The following is a 19,935-nucleotide window of genomic DNA, read 5'->3' on the forward strand; positions in this document are numbered from 1 at the left end:
CCGTTGGCAACCGAAAGCTGCTTGGGGGTTGAAAAAGGGCCTCGCGACCCATGGGGTTAGCACTCGCACCTCATGAGTGCTAACGCCCAGGCGCGGCGGATAATAACCAGCGAAGTTGACCCGTCAAGCGACGCTGGCTGACCGCTCCCGAACGTGCCAACTGCGCGGCATTGCTGGGGTTTTTCCGTGACGTCCCCGACCCGCGGCTTCATGCCCGGCGGGCTGCCGTGGGGCGCTGGATTGGCACTCGCGATAGGAGAGTGCTAACGCAAGTGCCTGGAATCACTGGGAGTGGCTTTTGCCGCGCCCGCACCCGATTGCTACGCTTCCCAGGTCTCCTTCGGGCGACGTCCGCCCGGGGAATGACGGGAGGTGTCCATGAGTGGACTGGTGGCGTCCCTGTCTCTGAAGGAGTTCTTCAAGTCTCTTCTGGGCGAGGTCACGGGGCGGCAGCGGGTAGAACTGGCGGAGGTGACGGAGTTCTACCTGGTGAACCTGCTGTCCGAGTTCGCCGTCACCGACAAGCTGTTCACCCGCGAGGAGGACGGGCGCAAGGACCACGAGCCCCTGGCCATCCTCTACCACCAGGCCTTGCAGCAGGAGCGCGCCGAGCGCATCCGCACGCTGCGCCGGCTGGGCGACGTGTCGCTGTACACCGTGGGCTTCTTCTCCGGCGCGCTGCAGAGCGGCGTGGTGGGGCCGGACTACTACATCCAGATGGGTGGCACGGCGTATGGCCACGTGGCGGAGCTGACACCGGCGGCGGGCTTCGCGCAGGTGTACCGGGAGCTGTGCGAGAAGTTCCGCAAGGTGGTGGAGGTGCTGGAGGAGATCTCCGCGCGGGGCATGGTGCGTGCTGGCCCCAGCGGCGTGCTGAAAGTCTATGAGGCGTGGGTCCGCACCGGGAGTGACCGGCTGGAGCGCGTGCTGCTCGACGCGGGGATGATGCCGCGGCCCAAGGGTCAGCTCGCCAACTAGCCGGAGGTGGGGATGATTGGCCGCGTTCAGGACCACCTGGAGGCCATCTACGGCTTCACGTGCGAGGCAAGGGCGGAGGTCTTCGTGGTGGACACGGAGGCCGCCGCCCAACTGGGAGGCACCGGCCGCGCCGACGAGGAGCTGCTGGTGCACGAGGCTGGCGACGCGCTGGAGCTGGCCCTCTACCTGTCTCCGGCGCTGCTCGACAGGCTCAAGCCCTACGAATCCGGTCCGCTGGGTTACGTGCTGGACAGCGACCTGGCGGGTTACTGCCAGCTGGCCGAAGGCGTGAGCCACTTCCTCTACGTGGCCCACACGGCGGCCCACGGCCGGACGGTGTCGCTGCTGGAGCTGGAGGCGCAGGCGGAGGTGGACAAGTTCGCGGTGTGCCTGCTGCACCGGTGGGGCGAAGGCGTGGGGGCCTGGGCGCGTGAGCTGCTCCAGCGTCTCTTCGACCGGGTGTCCTACCGCAAGCAACTCTCCGTCCAGGAGCGGTGGCGCTACGAGGAGGCGAACCGGCTGTCACGCCGCTTCTGCTCGCGGCTGATGGGGCACGTCGCCGCCCGGCGGTTGGATCGGCTGCTGGCGGACCTGCGTTACGCCTACCGGCTGGGGGCGGAGGCCAAGCTTCGCCATTTCGCGCATGGCGGGTGAGCACCTTTCTCCTTCCGCATCGGGTAGGGTGGGCGGGTATGCCACGCGAGGCGTCCGCAGGAGGTGTCGTCATCCGGGAGAGTGCCGGCCATTGGGAGGTGGCCGTCATCCGTCCCCATGGCCGCACGTTGTGGGCGCTCCCCAAGGGGCACGTGGACCCAGGTGAGTCGCCGGAGCAGACGGCGAGCCGCGAGGTGCGTGAGGAGACGGGGCTGTCCGTGTCGCTCATGGCCCCGCTGGGCGAGATTCGCTACGTGTACCAGTTCCGCGGACAGCGCATCTTCAAGCGCGTCCACTTCTTCCTGTTCCGCTATCAGGAGGGAGAGCTGGGGCCGCTGCCGGGACCGCGCATCGAGGTGGACGAGGTGCGCTGGGTGCCGGTGGTCCAACTGGTGCCACTGCTGGGCTACAAAGGAGAGAAGGCCGTTGCCTCGAGGGCGGTGCGCTGGTTGCGCTCCCAGGGCCTGCTCCCCGAAGCCCCCTCCCCGGCGAGCATTGCCGGGAAGGAAGGGGGCTGAAGGGAACCGCGGGACTACTTGGGCTCGTCGCCCGTGTACTTGCCGGACAGCGCCTCGCGCACGTCACGGTCGAACTTCACGCGGCCGGTGGCCACCTCGCGCAGGGACAGCACGGGGGGCTTGTTCTTGGACTGCTCGAGGATGGGGCGGGCACCCGCCATCAGCTGCCGCGCGCGCTTGGCGCCGAGCAGCACCAGCGCGAACCGGTTGTCGACGAGGGGGAGGCAGTCTTCGACGGTAACGCGAGCCATGGAACGTCCTTCGGATTTCGGTGGGGCTACTGGAAGCCTCTGAACCTAAAGAGCACCCCCCGGCGAGTCAAGGAAGGACGCACCGGAGGGCAGCCGGGCGGGTGGCCCGTAGCTGGAAAGACGGCGATGAACAGGGCGACAGGGCCCCAGGCGGCTCGTCTGGGGGATGACCAGGCCCACGCCCAGCAGCACTTCCGCCACGCCGCTCAGGTCGACGCGAACGCCTCGCCGACGATGGCGCGCGCTTCCTGGAGGATGTCTTGGAGGTGGGCTTCGTCGCGGAAGCTCTCCGCGTAGATTTTGTAGACGTCCTCGGTGCCGGAGGGACGCGCGGCGAACCAGCCGTTCTCCGCCACCACCTTGAGCCCGCCGATGTCCGCGTTGTTGCCGGGCGCGCGGGTGAGGCGCTGGAGGATGGGCTCTCCGGCCAGCGTGGTGGCCTTCACCGCCTCTGGGGACAGCTTCTTCAGCGCGGCCTTCTGCGCGGCGGTGGCCGGCTGGTCGATGCGCGTGTAGTGCGGCGCGCCGAACTTCGCCGCCAGGGACTGGTAGTGCTCACCGGGGTCCTTCCCGGTGCGCGCGAGGATTTCCACCGACAGCAGGTCCAGGATGATGCCGTCCTTGTCCGTGGTCCACACCGTGCCGTCCCGGCGGAGGAACGACGCGCCGGCGCTCTCCTCGCCGCCGAAGCCGAGCGAGCCGTCCAGCAGCCCGTCCACGAACCACTTGAAGCCCACCGGCACCTCGACGACGCGGCGGCCCAGGTCCTTCGCCACGCGGTCGATGAGGCTGCTGCTCACCAGCGTCTTGCCCACCGCGGTGCCGGGCTTCCAGCCGGGCCGGTTGCGATAGAGGTAGTCGATGGCGACCGCCAGGTAGTGGTTCGGGTTCATCAGCCCCAGGCTGCGGGTGACGATGCCGTGCCGGTCCGAGTCCGCGTCGTTGCCGAACGCGATGTCATACGCGTCCTTCAGGCGCACCAGGTTCGCCATGGCATGGGGGGACGAGCAGTCCATGCGAATCTTCCCGTCGTGGTCCAGCGGCATGAACCGGAACGTCGGGTCCACCGTGGGGTTCACGACGTGCAGGTTCAGCCCGTAGCGCGTGGCGATGGGCTCCCAGTACGCGACGTTGGAGCCGCCGAGCGGGTCCGCGCCGATGCGCAGCTTCGCACCGCGCAGGGCCTCCATGTCGATGACGGTGCCCAGGTCCTCCACGTACGGGGTGATGAAGTCGTACGGCTTCACCGTGGGCGCGGTGCGCGCGCGCTCGTGGGGGATGCGCTGCACGCCCACGTTGCCCGCGCCCAGCAGCGCGTTGGCGCGCTTCTCGATGACGGAGGTGACGTTCGTGTCCGCGGGGCCGCCGTTGGGCGGGTTGTACTTGATGCCACCGTCTTCCGGCGGGTTGTGGGACGGAGTGATGACGATGCCGTCCGCGAGCCCCGCCGTGCGGCCGCGGTTGTACGTGAGGATGGCGTGGGAGATGACGGGCGTGGGCGTGGCGCCGTCGGTGAAGCGCACCTGCACGCCGTTCGCCGCCAGCACCTCCAGCGCCGTCTGCTGCGCGGGGGAGGAGAGGGCGTGGGTGTCCATGCCCAGGAAGAGTGGCCCGTCGATGCCCTGTTGCTGGCGGTACTCGCAGACGGCTTGCGTCACCGCGAGGATGTGGCCTTCGTTGAAGCTGTTGCGCGCGGAGGAGCCGCGGTGTCCGGAGGTGCCGAAGGCGACGCGCTGCTCGGCTACGCCCACGTCGGGCCGGCCGGAGAAGTAGGCGGCGCGCAGCTTCTCGGGGTCGATGAGGAAGTCTTCCGGTGGGGGCTTGCCAGCGAGCGGGTGTGCCATGGCCGCGGAACATAGCCACGCCGCAAGGAGGACGGCTCAACGATTCTGGCGAGCGTGCACCGCGTTACATCCGGGCCGTGCCGGCCCCCGGATTCAGGCGGCGATTCAACGGGCCACGGCCACCGCGCTGGATGAGGACTCGCCTTGGGGCGCGGGCTCCGGGGGCTCCTCGGCCGGGGTGGCGGCGTTCTCCGGGAGGAATGCGAGCAGCACCAGCGCGGGCACGGCGAGCAGCACGGTGCCGGCGAAGAAGGTGGGCCAGCCCAGCCACTCGGCCAGATAGCCGGAGGAGGCGGAGATGAGACGGTTGGCCACCGTGCCCAGCGCGGACAGGAGCGCGTACTGCGTGGCGCTGAAGCTCTTGTGGCACAGCGACATCAGGTAGGCGGCGAAGGCCGTCACCGCCAGACCGCCGCAGAGGTTGTCCACGGTGATGGTGGCCGCCAGCATCAGGTCGTTCTTCCCCACCAGCGCCAGTCCCATGAACATCAGGTTGGTGAGGGCCTGCGCCGCGCCGAAGACGAAGAGGCTGCGCCGCGTGCCCAGCTTCACCATCAGCACGCCGGCCAGCAGTCCACCCGCGATGGTGGACACCATGCCCAGGCCCTTGCTGAGCGCGCCAATCTCCGTGTTGGAGAAGCCCAGCTCTTTGTAGAAGGGCGTCACCATCCCGGCGGCGATGGCGTCTCCCAGCTTGTAGAGCACCAGGAAGAGGATGACGGCGACGGCGCCCTTGCGCGTGAAGTACTCCACGAAGGGCTTCACCACCGCGTCCGTCAGGTTGCGCGGTGGCTTCGAGCCCTGGGGCTCCGGGGCCAGGAGCGTGGCCACCACACCCACGCCCATCAGCAGGCCCATGATGAAGTACGTCTGGGACCAGCCGGCGATGTCCGACAGCGTCAGGGCCAGGGCGCCAGCGGTGAGCATGCCCAGGCGGTAGCCGGTGATGTACGTGGAGTTGCCGAGGCCGCGCTCCTCCACGGTGAGGATGTCCGTGCGCCACGCGTCCGCGACGATGTCCTGACTGGCGGACAGGAACGTCACCAGCACCGCCATGGCGGCCATGGTCACCGGCGCGTCCTTGGGATTCACGAGGCCCATGGCGGCAATGGCGCCCATGAGCAGCACTTGCGTCACCAGCATCCACCCGCGCCGCCGGCCCAGGAAGGGCAGGGTGTAGCGGTCCATCAATGGCGCCCAGAGCACCTTGAAGGTGTACGGCATGCTCACGAGGCCGAAGACGCCAATCGTCTTCAAGTTGACGCCTTCGTCCTTCATCCACGCCGACAGCGTGACGCCCGTCAGCCACAGGGGCAGGCCGGAGGCGAAACCAACGGCCACGAGCAGCCAGATGCGCGGGCTCTTGAGAACTTCGAGGATGGAGGGCTTGGACATGGAGGGCGCGGGAGAACAGCGGCCAGCATAGAGAATCCACCCCGCGCGTCACCATTCATGCGCGGGAATGTACGCTCGGCTGCCTTCCTAGCCGTCTAGAGCGGAGAAGTCCCAGCGCCGCCATGCCCCGTCCGGGGACCCGCGCGCCCTGGGGGCGTGTCATCGTGCCAGAGCGGCATGAATCCAGGATGGCGATGCGGATGTCCGAGGAGGCCTCCGCGAGCCGGCACTTGAGGTCGTCGAACCCCAGCCTCGTGTCGCCCAGCCGCAGCAGGAGCGCATGCCTCTTCCGGGCGTCGTCCCGTGCGAAGCGCAGCGGACGCGTGTCTGTGCCGCCCGGGTCATTGCCGGCCACCAGCGCGAAGCGGCGCAGCGTGTCCGCGTCCGCGGCGGACACTGCCAGGGCGAGCACCACCGCCAGGGCGCGCGTGGGGCAGGGCAGACGGCTCATGGCTTCTGCAGCACCCAGTGCGTCTGCGCTCCGGGGACTTCCAGTTCGGCCATCCGGCCGACATCGCCATCCGCCTGGGCAAAGGCGCGCCGGGCGGCTTCCGCCAGCGTCTCCTGGGGCAGGGGCTCGTCACTCAGCACGACGATGACGCGCTCAGCTCCGGAGCCGGTGAACTCCCAGCCTCCGGGCAGCCAGTGCTGTCCGCTGCCGGGTGCCACGGGGGCGCTGGCTCCCGCCTCCGGATACAGCGGCGTCACCTCGCCAATGGCATCCACTGACAGCGCCGCCACGTAGCGGTGCGTCCCCGCCGTGTAGCCCACCGTCACCCGCTCACCCAGGTCGAGCGCCTCGGGCCTGCCTGGAATGGCCTCGCGCTGCGGCCCCAGTCCCCCTCCGATGAGCAGCTCCGCCGTCGCGCCGCCCTTGAGGCGGTTGAGTCCCTCGAGGACGTCTGACTCCGCGCTGGAGCCCAGCAGCGGGCGCACCAGCACCACCACCACCAGCGACGCGGCGATGGCCACCGTCGTCGCCACCCAGCGGCGCGGCGGAGGCTGGGCGGAGTCGTGCTGCTGCTGAAGGGCCTGCTCCACGCCGGCCTCGAAGCGCCCGAAGGGGCCTTCCGCTTCGAACCGTGTCTGGGCTGCCTGGATGCCGCGCAGGGCCTGGGCGCAGGTCTCGCATGAGGCCGCATGGGCCTGGACGCGGGCTGCCTCGGTGCTGGTCAGCTCTCCGGCGCTCAGGCGGCGCAGTGTCCATTCCGATTCGTGCGCGCTCATGGGACCTTCAGCTCCTCTCCGCCCAGCACGGCGACGAAGTGCTCCAGCCGCTTGCGGATGGTGGGTACCGAGCGGCTCCGCAGCGCGGCCACTGCTTCCGGCGTCATTCCATCGACGTGGTGGTGGATGGCGGCCGCCTGTGTCTCCACGTCCTTGGAGGACAGTCCTTCCTGGAAGGTGTCTTCGTCGCTCGTCGCGTTGTCGCGGCCCGTCATCCGCGAGGCGGTACACAGCAGGCTCTTGCGCAGCATGGTCCACGTTCCCTTCGAATCGAACGGCCCCCGGCGGGCCGTGCAGCAGCGTGCCTGCCTGTATGGACACTGCTCGGCCGGAAAACGGAAAAGGCGCCCGCAGGGTGCGTGAAACGTCCGGAATCACGATGCTTGAAGTTTGGTTGCCCGCTCCCCAGGCATCTATTCCGTACCAGCGGACGGCCGAAATTCTCAGTCCCTACCTTTCGGCCATGGAAAAGAGACACCCCAACCATCCCGGCGAGATGGGTACGGACGCGCAGCTGGCAGAGCGTGAGCGGGCCCCGGACGAAATCAACGCCCGGGCCAGGGCCGTCGGGTTGCTTATCGACGCCGGGGTTCCCTTCGTCGTGGGCGGTGCCTACGCCTATGCGACGTACACCGGCATCTACCGCGACACGAAGGACCTGGACCTCTTCCCTCGCAAGGCGGACGCGCTCCGGGCGCTGCAAGTCCTGGAGAAGGACGGCTGGCGCACCGAGCGCGCGGACGAGGTCTGGCTCTACAAGGCTTTCAAGGGCGACTACTTCGTCGACTTCATCTTCTCCTCCGGCAACGGCGTGGCGGTGGTGGACGACGAGTGGTTCGAACACGCCCCGCGCGCCACCATCTTCGGGCATGAGTGTCTGGTGGCTCCCGCCGAGGAGATGATCTGGTCCAAGGCGTTCGTGAACGAGCGCGAGCGTTATGACGGCGCGGACGTGAACCACCTGCTGCTGAAGGCGGGCCGGAACATGGACTGGGAGCGGATGATGCGCCGGTTCGACCGGTACTGGGAGGTCCTGCTCAGTCACCTGATGATGTTCCGCTTCGCCTATCCGTCCGAGCGGGACGCCATTCCCGAATGGGTGATGGCGGAGCTGATGAGCCGCACGCTGCACACCCTGCGCGAGGGGTGCTGGGAAGAGAAGCTGTGCCGCGGCAACCTGATTTCCCGCGTGAACTATCACGTGGACATCCACCACTGGGGCTTCAGTGACGGGAGGTCCTGGGACGAGAACGAACGACAGCGAGGGGACGAGAGTGGCGCGCGATCCGGGCTCGAAAATTCGGTTGGCGGCGGTCGGTGACCTGCACTGTCGGGAGGACCACCACGGTCGCTTCCGGCAACTGGTCAAGCAGGTGAACGCCACGGCGGACCTGCTCGTGTTGTGCGGCGACCTCACCGACCGCGGAATGATTGAAGAGGGCAAGGTGCTGGCGGAGGAGCTGTCCGCGCTCCGCGTTCCCTGCGCCGCGGTGCTCGGCAACCACGATTATGAGCACAACCAGGTGAAGGAGATTTGCGGCGAGCTGGCCAAGGTTGGCGTCCACGTGTTGGACGGGGACCACTTCATCTTCGAGAAGGTGCTGGGTGTGGCGGGAGTGAAGGGCTTTGGCGGCGGCTTCGGCAACGCGACGCTCCAGGCCTTTGGCGAGGGCCAGACGAAGGCCTTCGTGCAGGAGGCCGTCACGGAGTCGCTCAAGCTGGAGGCCGCGCTGAGCCACCTCGACGTGGAGAAGAAGGTGGTCATCATGCACTACGCCCCGGTGCCGGACACGCTGGAGGGGGAGAACATCGAGATTCGCCCCTTCCTGGGCACCAGCCGCCTGTCCATGCCCATTGACCACTACGGCGCGGAGGCGGTGTTCCACGGGCACGCGCACCATGGCGCTCGCAACGGAAAGACGAAGAGCGGCATCCCCGTCTACAACGTGGCCATGCCCTTGTTGACGAAGCACACCCCGGACCAGCGGTATGTGTTGCTGGAGGTGTAGCCACCCCTCGGGGCAGCACAGTGTCGCGTAGCCGATATTGTGCGAGATGCATGGCGAGTGGACGCCTGAGGACCCAGCGCGGCCTGTGGTACGCGGTGACTTGCTGCGTCGCCCCCCGCTACCGGACGCGTTTCAACATGACAGGTGTTCCTCAGTGCCCCAAGAGTGGCCTGGCTGGCCGTTCGTGCTGTCGCGGAAGTGAGCGCGCCCTCTCGACCGTGCGGGAGGTTCGATGAGCTCCTCCACCCCTCGCGTCAATCGCTTTGGACCGCCGCTGCCGCCGCCGACGCTCGTTGGCTACGTGGTGGCGGCGCTGGCGGTGTTGCTCATCGCCGTCCTTACGTATCAGGCGCTGGAGACGCGGACGAACGCCGTGGAGATGGTCCGCCACACCATGGGGGTGGTCGAACGTCTCAAGACGCTCCTCTCCACGGTGAAAGATGCGGAGAGCAGCCAGCGCGGCTTCCTGCTGACGAGCGAGGACAGCTACCTGGAGCCGTACACCAACGCCAATCGGTTGCTGCCCACGCAGTTGGCGCAGCTCCAGGCGTTGATGGACGACAACGAACTGCAGCAGCGGCGGCTGGTGACCCTCAACGCGCTCATGACCGAGAAGCTGGCGGAGATGCAGCGGACGGTGGAGCTGAAGCAGATGGGCCAGCCGGATGCCGCGCTGGCCCTGGTCCGGACCGGTGAAGGCATCGAGCTGATGAGCCGCATCCGAGCCCTGGTGGAGCAGATGGAGACAGAGGAGCGGCGGCTGCTCGAGTTGCGCAATGGCGACTTCCAGCGCGCGGCCGCCACGTCGCTGACCGTCACCTGGATGGGGTCGGCGCTGCTGCTCGTGCTCATCACCATCGCGGGATACATGACGTCGCGCGAGTTCCGGGCGCGCTCCATCCAAGCCTGGATTCAGCGCGGCCAGTCGCAGCTGAGCGCGGCGATACAGGGCGAGCAGCGCCTGGAGCAACTGGGCGACAACGTGCTGCGCCTGCTGGCGGGGTACCTGGATGCACAAGTGGGCGCCATCTACCTGTCAGATGGGGCGGACCGCTTCCGCCGCTTCGCGGGTTATGCGCTGCCCGCGTCCGTCCCGAACTCGGGCGCGGTGCTCCAGCCGGGGGAAGGGCTCGTCGGCCAGGCGCTCAAGCACCGCCGAACCTTCCACGTCCGGGACGTGCCCGAAGGCTACCTGCCCGTCAGCTCCAGCCTGGGGCGCGGGACGCCGCGACACCTGCTGGTGGTGCCCGCGCAGGTGGACGGCAAGGTCAACGCGGTGGTGGAGCTGGGCTTCCTCCACCCCGTTCATCCCTCGGACCTGGAGCTGCTCGAACGGGTGTCGGAGTCGGTGGGCATCGCGGTGCGGACCTCCCATGACCGCACGCGGCTGGAGGAGCTGCTGGAGGAGACGCAGCGCCAGTCCGAGGAACTCCAGGCCCAGCAGGAGGAGCTGCGCGTCTCCAACGAAGAGATTGAGGAGCAGAGCCGCATCCTGAAGGAGTCCCAGGCCCGGCTGGAGGAGCAGCAGGCGGAGCTGGAGCAGACCAACTCCCAACTGGAGGCGCAGACGCAGTTGCTGGAGAAGCAGAAGGACGTCCTCACCCGGGCCCAGGCGGAGCTGACGGAGAAGGCCGAGGAGCTGGAGCGCACCAGCCGCTACAAGTCCGAGTTCCTGGCCAACATGAGCCACGAGCTGCGCACGCCGCTCAATAGTTCGCTCATCCTGGCCAAGCTGCTGGCCGACAACAAGGACGGGAACCTCACCGAGGAGCAGGTGAAGTTCGCGCAGACCATCTCCGCGGCGGGCAACGACTTGCTCGCGCTCATCAACGACATCCTGGACCTGTCTCGCATCGAGGCGGGGAAGCTGGACCTCCAGCCGGAGGCGGTGAGCCTGCCGCGCTTCGTGGAGAACCTGTCGAGCACCTTCCAGGTGCTGGCGCAGGAGAAGGGCATTGGCTTCACCGCGCAGGTGGAACCGGGAGCGCCGGCCTTGGTGGAGACGGACCCCCAGCGGCTGGGTCAGGTGCTGAAGAACCTGCTCTCCAACGCGCTCAAGTTCACGGAGAAGGGGGCGGTGTCCCTGCGCGTCCTGCCCGCCGGTCCGGGCCGGGTGGCGTTCGCCGTCACGGACACTGGCATCGGCATTCCCGCCCACCTCCAGGGCCTCATCTTCGAGGCCTTCCGGCAGGCGGATGGCAGCACCCACCGCAAGTACGGCGGCTCGGGGCTGGGCCTCTCCATCTCCCGCGACCTGGCGCGGCTGCTGGGCGGTGACGTGTCGGTGGAGAGCACGCCCGGCCAGGGAAGCACTTTCACCGTGACGCTGCCGGTGGCGCTCAGCGACCGGACACTGGTGGTTCGCGAGTCCCCTGGCGCGGCGGCCTCCTTCCGTGCGCCCCCGTCGCCGGTGGCCCCGCGGCCCGCGCCTGTTCCCGTCTCGCGGGTGGAGACCGCGCCGCGCCCGCTGGCCGCCAGCGCGGTGGAGGACGACCGCGAGCAGTTGGCTCCGGACGCGCGCATCATCCTCGTCGTCGAGGATGACCGGCGCTTCGCCCTCATCCTCCGGGACCTGGCGCGGGAGCTGGGCTTCTTGGCCATCGTCACCGACAACGGTAGTGACGCCTACCAGGCCGCCGTGCAGTACCAGCCGAGCGCCATCCTGCTGGACATGAACCTGCCGGACCATTCGGGCCTGGCGGTGCTGGACCAGCTCAAGCGCAACGCGAAGACGCGGCACATCCCCGTGCACGTCATCTCCGTGGCGGACCACACGCGTGAGGCGCTGGAGCTGGGGGCCGTGGGCTATGCCCTCAAGCCGGTGCAGCGCGAGCAGCTCATGGAGGCCGTGCGCAAGCTGGAGACGAAGTTCTCACCCGGCGTGCGGCGCGTGCTGGTGGTGGAGGACGACGCCCGCCAGCTCGAGAGCATCCAGCACCTGCTGGAGAGCGACGAGGTGGGCATCGTCGGCGTGGCCACGGCGGGGCAGGCGCTGGAGAAGCTGCGGGAGCGCACCTTCGACTGCATGGTGATGGACCTCAACCTGCCGGACCTCAGTGGCTATGAGCTGCTGGAGCAGATGGCCGCGCTGGAGAACGTCTCCTTCCCGCCCGTCATCGTCTACACGGGCCGCTCGCTGACCCGCGACGAGGAGCAGCGGCTGCGGCGCTTCTCCAAGTCCATCATCATCAAGGGCGCGCGCTCGCCCGAGCGCCTGTTGGACGAAGTCACGCTCTTCCTCCATCAGGTGGAGGCGCGGATGCCTCCGGAGCGGCAGCGCATGCTGCAGGTGGCGCGCGACCGGGAGGCGGCGCTGGAGGGCCGGCGCATCCTGGTGGTGGAGGACGACGTGCGGAACATCTTCGCCCTGTCCAGCGTCCTGGAGCCGCGGGGCGCCAAGGTGGAGATTGCCCGCAACGGAAGGGAGGCGCTGGAGCGCCTGACGCGCAGCCTCGCCCAGCCGTCTCAGACGGTGGACTTGGTGCTGATGGACATCATGATGCCGGAGATGGATGGGCTGACGGCCATGCGCGAAATCCGCAAGCGCACCGAATGGCACAAGCTGCCCATCATCGCCCTGACCGCGAAGGCCATGCGGGATGACCAGGAGAAGTGCCTGGCCGCTGGCGCCAACGACTACATCGCCAAGCCTCTGGATGTGGAGAAGCTGCTGTCGCTCATCCGCGTCTGGATGCCCAAGGCCTAGGGACGGGCGGGCGGCATGAGGGCATCCAAGGACCTGGACATCGAGCTGAGGCTGCTGCTGGACGCCATCTACTTGAAGTACCACTACGACTTCCGTGGCTATGCCATGGCGTCGCTCAAGCGGCGCATGACGTTGGCCGCGGACCGCTTCGGCTGCCGCACGTTGTCACAGCTCCAGGGCCGCCTCATTCACGAGCCGGACCTGTTCCCGGAGTTGCTCAACTACCTCACCGTGCAGGTGAGCGAGATGTTCCGGGATCCGTCCTACTTTCGCTCGCTGCGTGAGAGTGTCGTCCCGCTGCTCAGGACGTACCCATCCCTCAAGGTCTGGGTGGCGGGGTGCAGCACGGGTGAGGAGGTCTACTCGCTGGCCATCCTGCTGCGCGAAGAGGGGCTGCTGGAGCGCACGCTCATCTACGCCACGGACATCAACACCCAGGCACTCCAGAAGGCGGAGGCGGGCGTCTACGCCGTGGACCGCATCGCCGCCTTCACCCAGAACCACAGCCAGTCCGGGGCTTCGGCCTCGCTCTCCGATTACTACACGGCGGCCTATGGGAACGCGGTGTTCGACCGCACCTTGAAGAAGCACATCGTGTTCTCGGACCACAGCCTGGCCACAGACAGTGTCTTCGCGGAGGTCCAGCTGCTGTCCTGTCGCAACGTCCTCATCTACTTCAACCGTGAACTGCAGGAGCGCGCGCTCGGGCTGTTCAAGGACTCGCTCTGTCGCAGGGGGTTCCTGGGCCTGGGGGCCCGTGAGTCCTTGCGATTCTCTCAACACGCGTCGGCTTTCTCCTCCCTCGTCTGGGAGGACCGCCTCTTCCAGAAAGTGTAGGCCGCTCGTGGACTTCGAAAGCCTCAGGGGCCGCATCGACGCCGTGGTGGTGGGCGCTTCCGCCGGGGGCGTGGATGCGCTGGTCACGGTGTTGCCCTCGCTTCCCCGCGCGTTCCGCCCTTCGGTGCTCGTCGTCATCCACCAACCTCGGGAGCGACGCAGCATGCTGGTGGACATCTTCTCCGCGCGCTGCGCGCTCCCCGTCCGGGAAGCGCAGGACAAGGAGTCCGTCCAGCCAGGGACCATCTACTTCGCGCCGCCCGACTACCACCTGCTCGTGGATGAAGGACCTTCGCTGGCCCTCTCCGCGGACGACCCCGTGCTCTTCTCCCGGCCGTCCATCGACGTACTCTTCGAGTCGGCCGCGGACGTTTACGGTCACCGCCTGGCGGGCCTCATCCTCACGGGCGCGAATTCGGACGGTGCGCGCGGGTTGGCGGCTGTGCGGGACGCGGGCGGCGTGACTTTGGTGCAGCGCCCCGACACGGCCCACGTCGCCACCATGCCCGCCGCGGCGCTGGCGCGTGGCCCCGCGGATTTCGTGCTCTCGCTCGAACAGCTCGCCGACCTGTTGCGGAGGGTAGGAGGTGGACATGAAGGTTGACGGTACCGGGAAGGACTCCGCTCCCATGACGCCCCGGGTGAAATGCCTCCTCGTCGATGACCTCGAGGAGAACCTCATCGCGCTCGCTGCGCTGCTGCGCCGTGAGGATGTCGAGGTGCTCCAGGCCCGCTCGGGCGCGGATGCACTGGAGCTGCTGCTGGAGCACGACGACGTCGCGCTCGCCTTCCTCGACGTGCAGATGCCGGAGATGGATGGCTTCGAGCTGGCGGAGTTGATGCGCGGCTCGGAGCGCACGCGTCACATCCCCATCATCTTCGTCACCGCGGGGGCACACGACCAGCGTCGGCGCTTCAAGGGCTATGACGCGGGCGCGGTGGACTTCCTCTACAAGCCGCTGGAGCCGCACGTCCTGCGGAACAAGGCGGAGGTCTTCTTCCAGCTCCACCGGCAGAAGCAGCAGCTGGCCCACCAGTTGGAGGAGCTGACGGAGACGCTTCGCCTCAACGAGATGTTCACCGCCGTGCTGGGCCATGACCTGCGCAACCCGTTGAGCGCCATCCTCACGGCCGCGGACCTGCTCTTCCGCCGCACGGAGGACCCCGCTGTCCGCAAGAGCGCCAGCCGCATGCTGACGAGCGGCAAGCGCATGGGCCGGATGATTGAGGACGTGCTCGACCTGGCGCGGGCCCGGCTCGCGGGTGGCATCCCGCTGCGCCGGAGCGAGACGGACTTCGGTCTGCTCGTCCAGCGAATCGTCCAGGAGCACCACGCGGCATTTCCCCAGCACTCCCTCGACGTGCGGAAGGAAGGGGACCTGGTGGGGGACTGGGATTCGGACCGGCTCGCGCAGGTGGCCTCGAACCTGATTGGCAACGCGCTTCAGCACGGGGACACCAGCGAGCCGGTGCAGCTCCGGCTGGATGGCAGCCACGCGGACACCATCACCTTCTCCGTGACCAACGTGGGCGTGATTCCCGCCGAGCAGCAACCCTACCTCTTCGACCCATTCCGGGGATGCTCACAACAGCGGGCTCGCACCGGAGGCCTGGGATTGGGGCTCTACATCGTCCAGCAAATCATTCACGCGCATCACGGCAGCGTGGACGTGGAGTCCGGCTCCGGGCGTCACACCGTGTTCCGCGTCGTCCTGCCCCGGCGGGGGACGGAGGTCATCAAGCTGTGAGCTTCGCCAGGTCCTTGTTCCGCACCGGCGCTCGTGAAGGGATGCCAGTGACGGGCGCTGTCTGACGGTGAGTCGGGGACGGGGTGCTCAGGGCGCCTGCTCCGTCTTCGCGGGCAGCTTCGGTGCGTCGGGTGCCTTCGCTGCTTCCTGCAAGTCCTCGGGCCTGGTGGGCAACGTCAGTCGTGACTCGGGCACCTTGAGGACGTCGGGGCCGGAGCCGCGGGCGTAGCGCGTGCCGGGCTCATCGGGGACTTCTGAGCCGAGCCAGAGCCGCGCCAGTTCGCGTCCGTCCGCGCCTAGCAGCACGGCGCCAGGGGAGTCCTCTGTCACGCCATACCGGGCCCAACTCTTGGGGTTCGTCTCGCCGTAGCCCGTGGCCTTCAGGCCTTCCAGCGCGCGCAGCAGCGAGGCGAGCTTGAAGTGCTGTGCCTTGCCCCGCTGCGGGGCCTCCATGTCCCAGTGCCCGGCGCCTTCGTTGGCTTCCGACGTGCTCACCACGGTGATGGCGGGCGCGCCACCGCCCGGGTGGAACACGATGCGGCGGACGTCCTGGCGCCGGAACTCCAGCACGCGCCGGTCCTTCAGCTCCCGGACGCTCACGTCCAGCACGCCGAGGGCGTCCTCGGGCACCTCACCCAGCACGGCTTGCGTTCCCTGCTCGCGCAACGCATAGGCGCGCACGGCGCCATCTTCCGTCACGCGGGACATCCGCACGCGCACCGGCTCGCCCGGGCCACCGGTGAAGCGGGCGTCCACCACCGGGGCCTCCAGACCCAACCGCTTCCGGGACTCCGGCGTGTCTTCGGGGAAGGACAGTGCCCGCTGCTCCACCAGGGCCTTCAGCAGCTCCGCGACGCGTGTCGCGTTCGCGTTGGCGGCCACGGGCGTGACCAGTCGCCAGCCCGCGCCGTCCGCGTCCCGCGTCAGTTGATACGCACCCTGCGGCGCCTTCACCTCGATGCCCTTCAGCGCACGCTCGTCCAGGGGTGTCAGGAGGTCCTTGGCGCGCAGGGCGAAGGTGTCCCGGTCCAGGGCCCAGCGCACCGTCCCCGCGGCGGCGTGGACCGCCGGCTCCGCGTCTCGGCGTACGTAGACGGAGCCGTCGTAGGTGTTCTCCTTGCCACAGTGCAGCGTCACCGTGCGCTGGCGAGCGGGGTCCTGCGCCCCCTGGCCTCGAGCATCTGGCACGAAGGCCCGGGCCGTGACGGTGAAGAGGGGCGGTTTCAGGCCGTACGCGTCCAGGTCGGCGTCGGTGGGCGCCTCCTTCACGGTGGCGCTGAAGCTCGAAGACGCCAGCGTGCCGAGGATGGTCTCCACCACGGCCGCCTCCGCGCGAGCGGACACGGGCGCCGTCAGCTTCCATGTGCCGTCCTGCTCGCGAACCAGCTCCGTGATGTCGCCCCGGGCCCGCACCGTCAAGTGCGTGAAGACAGGCTTCGCGGCAGGCGCCCCGTCGTCCTGGCCGCGCGTCTCCTCCGTCCCCGTGACGAAGAGGCGCTGCTGGGCGTCGGCTTTCCGCCGGGCCTCGCTCGCTTCGGACGCCTTCTCCCCGGTGCATGCGGTGAGCCCCAGGCCCGCCGCGACGACGGTGAGGATGCTCCACCACCACCTTCCGCGGGCCGGCGTCACTTGTTGCGCCTCGACAGCCAGATGGCCAGGCCCACGCCCAGCAGCGTCAGCGGCATGAGGTCCGTGGCGAAGAATCGGATGCGGCTGAGCGTCGCCGCGTCCAGCTCCAGTGTGGACACCTCGCGGTCCGGCGGGCGGATGGTGATTTTCGTGAGCTGGTTGGACGCCCAGCCCAGCGCGTTCATCACCAGGTTGCGGTTGGGCTCATGGCCCCAGTTCGGGTCCAGGAGAAGCTCCGAGTCCCCCATCACCACCAAGCGCGCTTCATCAAAGCGCTTGCCCGGCGAGGCCTGGGTATCACGCGTCACGGCGGCCACCAGCACCAACTGGCCCGTCTTCTCGCCATCCGAAGGCACCGCGTTCTCCTCTGGCGTGCTCTCCACCCAGCCGTACTGGGACGTGAGGACCACCGGCTGCACCTGGACGCCCGGCGCCATCCCCATGCGCAGCAGGGTCAGGCTGCGCGGGGTGGGGAACTCCACATTGAGTCCTCGCTGGTGCAGCGGCTTGCCAATCTCGTGGTCGCTGTAGAAGAGGGACAGCACCACGAAGGGATTGCCGCTGTTGTACTGAGCGTCCGCGACGATGCCCTCATCCACCTGCACGCCGTGCTCCGCCAGCAGTCCGTCCAGGCCATCACGGAGGCCGGCGTCAGCGAAGTAGAGCATGCGTCCTCCGGAGGCGAGATAGCGCTGGAGCAGCTCCTTCTCCGGCGCGGTGTAGGGCCCCCGGGCCCCCGCGATGATGACCAGCGCGGCGTCCCGTGGCACGTCTTGGACACCCGCGAGGTTCAGCGGTTCCGCGGTGTAGCCCTCCTGGAGCAACTGCCTCCGGAATTCGGACAGGCTGGCGCCCGGGTCATGGGGCGGCGCCTGCTCCTTGTCCAGGGGCCACTCCCCGTGGCCGGTGACGAAATAGACCTTCTGGGTGCCCACCGCGTTCAGCTTGAGGACCGCGTGTGTCAGCTCCTGCTCGGACACGGTGGCGAGCAGCGTGTGCGTGGCGTGCTCGCCCTCGCCGCGTACCAGCACCACCGCCGTCTGGCCCTCACGCACCTGGTACTTCGCGGCCAGGTCCGGGCTGCGGCGCGGGTCCTTGAAGGTGTACTCGAACTTCCCCGGCGCTTCGGCATGGTAGAGCGCGAAGAGGGCTTCCAACTGGCCGTACTGGGCATGCGCCGGGGTGATGAACGCGATGGCGCGCACCTGGTCGGGAATGGCGGCCAGCGTGGACACCGTCTGCGGCGCCAGCGTGTGGATGCGCGCCTGCGTCAAATCCCAGCGCCGGTTCTGCTTGAAGGCCAGGTAGTTCACCGCCACCAGCACGGCCAACACGCCCAGCGTGGTGAGCACCGTGGTGGCGAAGAAGCTGCTGGAGCGGCGCGTGGCGAACTGGCCGAACTGCCGGTAGTTCGTCGCGCCGTAGATGCCCACCAGCACCAGCCCCGCGCCCGCCTTCACGGCGGCGGTGACGGCGCTGTCCGAGGTGATGAACAGGGTGAACGGACTCGACAGCAACAGCAGCAGTCCGAACGCGCCCAGGACCTTGCCGACATGAGCTGCCTTCATGTCAGGCCCACCGCTGCGCATCCACCGTGCGGTGGGTGAGGAAGAGGGAGAAGCCGATGACGGAGGCGAAGAACACCAGCGACTGCGCGTCCAGCACGCCCTTGATCATCCCCTGCAACTGGAGGTCGCAGGCGACGTAGGACAGCGCGGAGCGCAGCGGCTCCTCCGCGCGGCGGGCCACCTGGCCCAGCAGCATCCACGCCAGCAGGGCACAGAAGGTGAGGAAGGCCGCCAGCATCTGGCTCTCCGTCAGCGCGGAGATGAACAGACCCACGGCCATGCAGGTGGCGCCCCACAGCAGCAGCGCGCCGTAGCCCAGCAGGACGGTGGACCACTCCAGCACGAGCCCGGACTCGCTGTGGCCCAGTACGGACAGCAGTAGCGGGAAGACGAGCGTGAGCGCCAGCGTGGCGGAGATGACGCCCAGGCCGCCCAGGTACTTGCCCAGCACGATTTCAATGGGCCGCACCGGGGCCGTCATCAGCAGCTCGAAGGTGCGGTTGCGCTTCTCCTCCGCGAACAGCCGCATGGACAGGAACGGCGTGACGACCAGGGTGATGACCAGGACGCTGCCCCACAGCTCTACCACCACCCCGTCCGTGAGGTTGCGGTACATGTTGAAGTCCGGGGACATCTGCGCCCAGCCCACCCGGCGCGCCACGCCCTGGACGTCGTTGAACGCCTGCAGCAGGTCCATGAAGTAGAAGGCCGTCAGCGCCGCCATCGCCGTGAAGACGGCGTAGGCCCACGGCGTGGTGAAGTAGATGGACAGTTCCTTGCGGGCAATCGCCAGGGCGGTGCGCATGGAGGCGGGGTCCTTGAAAAAGGGGCCGCGCTCAGGCGGCGGTCAGCTTGATGAAGACTTCTTCCAGCGACGCGTTCTCCGCCTGCCCGTGGATGCGGGCCAGCTGGGAGATGTCGTCGTACGCGGCCATCTTCCCCTGGTGGATGATGAGCACCTTCTGGCACGTCATCGTGACCTCCGGGAGGATGTGCGTGGAGAGGATGACGGTGTGCTTGCCGGCCAGGCCCTTGATGAGGGCGCGCAGCTCGGCGCGCTGTGCGGGGTCCAGGCCTTCGGTGGGTTCGTCCAGGATGAGCACCGGCGGGGAGCCGAGCAGCGCCTGGGCGATTCCCACACGCTGCTTGTAGCCCTTGGACAGGTTCTGGATGACGCGGTCCATGACGTGCGTCACGCCCATGAGGGCGGCCACCCGCTCCAACTCGGCCTTGAGGGCGCTCCCCGACAGCCCCTTCAGCGAGGCGACGAAGCGCAGGTAGCCTCGCACCGTCATCTCCACGTAGAGCGGCGGCATCTCCGGCAGGTAGCCGATGCGGCGCTTCACCTCGAGCGGCTGGGCCTCCACGTCATAGCCCCCGACGCGGACCACCCCCTCTGACGGCGGGAGGAAGCCGGTGAGGATTTTCATGGTGGTGGACTTGCCCGCCCCGTTGGGGCCCAGGAACCCGAGAATCTCACCCGCCTCGACCTGGAAGGTGAGGTCGTCCACGGCCACCCGGTCTCGGTATCGCTTCGTGAGGTGCTGGACCTCGATCATCGGCATGGGCGC

The 19,935-nt window shown here is 68.3% G+C and carries 19 protein-coding genes; 9 read left to right on the forward strand and 10 right to left on the reverse strand.

Features of this window, described 5'->3' with window-relative positions; all coding sequences use genetic code 11:
• Positions 1-378 precede the first annotated feature (378 nt).
• From FL344_RS06850 to FL344_RS06860, 3 genes are read left to right on the forward strand one after another with little or no spacing between them, the layout of a single operon-like run.
• Positions 379-978 (forward strand): hypothetical protein, encoded by a 600-nt coding sequence (locus FL344_RS06850; protein ID WP_194863021.1) that lies wholly within the window; start codon positions 379-381, stop codon positions 976-978.
• 12 nt (positions 979-990) lie between these two features.
• Positions 991-1,632 carry a hypothetical protein gene (locus FL344_RS06855; RefSeq protein ID WP_141617960.1) on the forward strand — a complete coding sequence of 214 codons (642 nt, stop codon included), beginning with the start codon at positions 991-993 and terminating at the stop codon, positions 1,630-1,632.
• A 38-nt stretch (positions 1,633-1,670) separates the two neighbouring features.
• Positions 1,671-2,150 (forward strand): NUDIX hydrolase, encoded by a 480-nt coding sequence (locus FL344_RS06860; protein ID WP_090493118.1) that lies wholly within the window; start codon positions 1,671-1,673, stop codon positions 2,148-2,150.
• 14 nt (positions 2,151-2,164) lie between these two features.
• On the opposite strand, the gene rpoZ is transcribed toward FL344_RS06860, so the two are convergent.
• From rpoZ to FL344_RS06890, 6 genes are all read right to left on the reverse strand, one after another.
• Positions 2,165-2,401 carry a DNA-directed RNA polymerase subunit omega gene (gene rpoZ / locus FL344_RS06865; protein WP_011554872.1) on the reverse strand — a complete coding sequence of 79 codons (237 nt, stop codon included), beginning with the start codon at positions 2,399-2,401 and terminating at the stop codon, positions 2,165-2,167.
• A 206-nt stretch (positions 2,402-2,607) separates the two neighbouring features.
• A complete protein-coding gene (gene pgm, locus FL344_RS06870) occupies positions 2,608-4,245 on the reverse strand; it encodes a phosphoglucomutase (alpha-D-glucose-1,6-bisphosphate-dependent) (protein WP_141617961.1) in 1,638 nt (545 codons plus the stop codon).
• Between the two features lie 105 nt (positions 4,246-4,350).
• A complete protein-coding gene (locus FL344_RS06875; RefSeq protein WP_141617962.1) occupies positions 4,351-5,640 on the reverse strand; it encodes an AmpG family muropeptide MFS transporter in 1,290 nt (429 codons plus the stop codon).
• 55 nt (positions 5,641-5,695) lie between these two features.
• A complete protein-coding gene (locus tag FL344_RS06880; RefSeq protein WP_141617963.1) occupies positions 5,696-6,091 on the reverse strand; it encodes a hypothetical protein in 396 nt (131 codons plus the stop codon).
• Positions 6,088-6,867 (reverse strand): DUF4384 domain-containing protein, encoded by a 780-nt coding sequence (locus FL344_RS06885; RefSeq protein WP_141617964.1) that lies wholly within the window; start codon positions 6,865-6,867, stop codon positions 6,088-6,090. Before FL344_RS06885 ends, FL344_RS06880 begins: the two co-directional genes overlap by 4 nt.
• On the reverse strand, positions 6,864-7,118 hold the full coding sequence (locus tag FL344_RS06890; RefSeq protein WP_141617965.1) for a hypothetical protein: 255 nt from the start codon (positions 7,116-7,118) through the stop codon (positions 6,864-6,866). Before FL344_RS06890 ends, FL344_RS06885 begins: the two co-directional genes overlap by 4 nt.
• A 245-nt stretch (positions 7,119-7,363) precedes the next feature.
• Between FL344_RS06890 and FL344_RS06895 the strand changes: the two genes are divergently transcribed.
• The 6 genes from FL344_RS06895 to FL344_RS06920 all read left to right on the forward strand — a co-directional run bounded on the left by FL344_RS06895 (position 7,364) and on the right by FL344_RS06920 (position 15,167).
• Positions 7,364-8,188: a nucleotidyltransferase gene (locus FL344_RS06895; protein WP_171443731.1), complete on the forward strand. Its 825-nt coding sequence runs from the start codon at positions 7,364-7,366 to the stop codon at positions 8,186-8,188.
• Positions 8,172-8,876 carry a metallophosphoesterase gene (locus FL344_RS06900; RefSeq protein ID WP_141591371.1) on the forward strand — a complete coding sequence of 235 codons (705 nt, stop codon included), beginning with the start codon at positions 8,172-8,174 and terminating at the stop codon, positions 8,874-8,876. The genes FL344_RS06895 and FL344_RS06900 overlap by 17 nt, the downstream gene beginning before the upstream one ends.
• Positions 8,877-9,108: 232 nt before the next feature.
• On the forward strand, positions 9,109-12,582 hold the full coding sequence (locus FL344_RS06905) for a response regulator (protein ID WP_141617966.1): 3,474 nt from the start codon (positions 9,109-9,111) through the stop codon (positions 12,580-12,582).
• A gap of 15 nt (positions 12,583-12,597) precedes the next feature.
• Entirely contained in the window at positions 12,598-13,419 is an 822-nt protein-coding gene (locus FL344_RS06910) for a protein-glutamate O-methyltransferase CheR (protein ID WP_141617967.1), read from the forward strand.
• Positions 13,420-13,426: 7 nt separating this feature from the next.
• Positions 13,427-14,023, forward strand: a complete 597-nt coding sequence (locus tag FL344_RS06915) for a chemotaxis protein CheB (protein WP_141591365.1) — start codon at positions 13,427-13,429, stop codon at positions 14,021-14,023.
• Positions 14,013-15,167 carry a HAMP domain-containing sensor histidine kinase gene (locus tag FL344_RS06920; RefSeq protein ID WP_228564841.1) on the forward strand — a complete coding sequence of 385 codons (1,155 nt, stop codon included), beginning with the start codon at positions 14,013-14,015 and terminating at the stop codon, positions 15,165-15,167. Before FL344_RS06915 ends, FL344_RS06920 begins: the two co-directional genes overlap by 11 nt.
• Positions 15,168-15,254: 87 nt before the next feature.
• On the opposite strand, the gene FL344_RS06925 is transcribed toward FL344_RS06920, so the two are convergent.
• From FL344_RS06925 to FL344_RS06940, 4 genes are read right to left on the reverse strand one after another with little or no spacing between them, the layout of a single operon-like run.
• A complete protein-coding gene (locus FL344_RS06925; protein WP_141617968.1) occupies positions 15,255-16,796 on the reverse strand; it encodes a DUF4340 domain-containing protein in 1,542 nt (513 codons plus the stop codon).
• On the reverse strand, positions 16,793-18,364 hold the full coding sequence (locus tag FL344_RS06930; RefSeq protein ID WP_141617969.1) for a GldG family protein: 1,572 nt from the start codon (positions 18,362-18,364) through the stop codon (positions 16,793-16,795). The genes FL344_RS06925 and FL344_RS06930 overlap by 4 nt, the downstream gene beginning before the upstream one ends.
• 1 nt (position 18,365) lies before the next feature.
• Positions 18,366-19,169, reverse strand: a complete 804-nt coding sequence (locus FL344_RS06935; protein WP_090493090.1) for an ABC transporter permease — start codon at positions 19,167-19,169, stop codon at positions 18,366-18,368.
• A 31-nt stretch (positions 19,170-19,200) separates the two neighbouring features.
• Positions 19,201-19,923, reverse strand: a complete 723-nt coding sequence (locus FL344_RS06940) for an ABC transporter ATP-binding protein (RefSeq protein ID WP_011554860.1) — start codon at positions 19,921-19,923, stop codon at positions 19,201-19,203.
• Positions 19,924-19,935 lie beyond the last annotated feature (12 nt).

Origin of the sequence: Myxococcus sp. AB036A, assembly GCF_006547355.1 — a bacterium.
Lineage (GTDB): Bacteria > Myxococcota > Myxococcia > Myxococcales > Myxococcaceae > Myxococcus > Myxococcus virescens.

Bases quoted from the DNA above. Each gene is read 5' to 3' on its own strand.
- FL344_RS06895 (WP_171443731.1), top strand. From the start codon at position 7,364: ATGGGTACGGACGCGCAGCTGGCAGAGCGTGAGCGGGCCCCGGACGAA.
- FL344_RS06880 (WP_141617963.1), bottom strand. From the start codon at position 6,091: ATGAGCCGTCTGCCCTGCCCCACGCGCGCCCTGGCGGTGGTGCTCGCC.
- FL344_RS06850 (WP_194863021.1), top strand. From the start codon at position 379: ATGAGTGGACTGGTGGCGTCCCTGTCTCTGAAGGAGTTCTTCAAGTCT.
- pgm (WP_141617961.1), bottom strand. From the start codon at position 4,245: ATGGCACACCCGCTCGCTGGCAAGCCCCCACCGGAAGACTTCCTCATC.
- FL344_RS06935 (WP_090493090.1), bottom strand. From the start codon at position 19,169: ATGCGCACCGCCCTGGCGATTGCCCGCAAGGAACTGTCCATCTACTTC.
- FL344_RS06905 (WP_141617966.1), top strand. From the start codon at position 9,109: ATGAGCTCCTCCACCCCTCGCGTCAATCGCTTTGGACCGCCGCTGCCG.
- FL344_RS06875 (WP_141617962.1), bottom strand. From the start codon at position 5,640: ATGTCCAAGCCCTCCATCCTCGAAGTTCTCAAGAGCCCGCGCATCTGG.
- FL344_RS06855 (WP_141617960.1), top strand. From the start codon at position 991: ATGATTGGCCGCGTTCAGGACCACCTGGAGGCCATCTACGGCTTCACG.
- FL344_RS06920 (WP_228564841.1), top strand. From the start codon at position 14,013: ATGAAGGTTGACGGTACCGGGAAGGACTCCGCTCCCATGACGCCCCGG.
- FL344_RS06910 (WP_141617967.1), top strand. From the start codon at position 12,598: ATGAGGGCATCCAAGGACCTGGACATCGAGCTGAGGCTGCTGCTGGAC.
- FL344_RS06860 (WP_090493118.1), top strand. From the start codon at position 1,671: ATGCCACGCGAGGCGTCCGCAGGAGGTGTCGTCATCCGGGAGAGTGCC.
- FL344_RS06930 (WP_141617969.1), bottom strand. From the start codon at position 18,364: ATGAAGGCAGCTCATGTCGGCAAGGTCCTGGGCGCGTTCGGACTGCTG.
- FL344_RS06885 (WP_141617964.1), bottom strand. From the start codon at position 6,867: ATGAGCGCGCACGAATCGGAATGGACACTGCGCCGCCTGAGCGCCGGA.
- rpoZ (WP_011554872.1), bottom strand. From the start codon at position 2,401: ATGGCTCGCGTTACCGTCGAAGACTGCCTCCCCCTCGTCGACAACCGG.
- FL344_RS06940 (WP_011554860.1), bottom strand. From the start codon at position 19,923: ATGATCGAGGTCCAGCACCTCACGAAGCGATACCGAGACCGGGTGGCC.
- FL344_RS06890 (WP_141617965.1), bottom strand. From the start codon at position 7,118: ATGCTGCGCAAGAGCCTGCTGTGTACCGCCTCGCGGATGACGGGCCGC.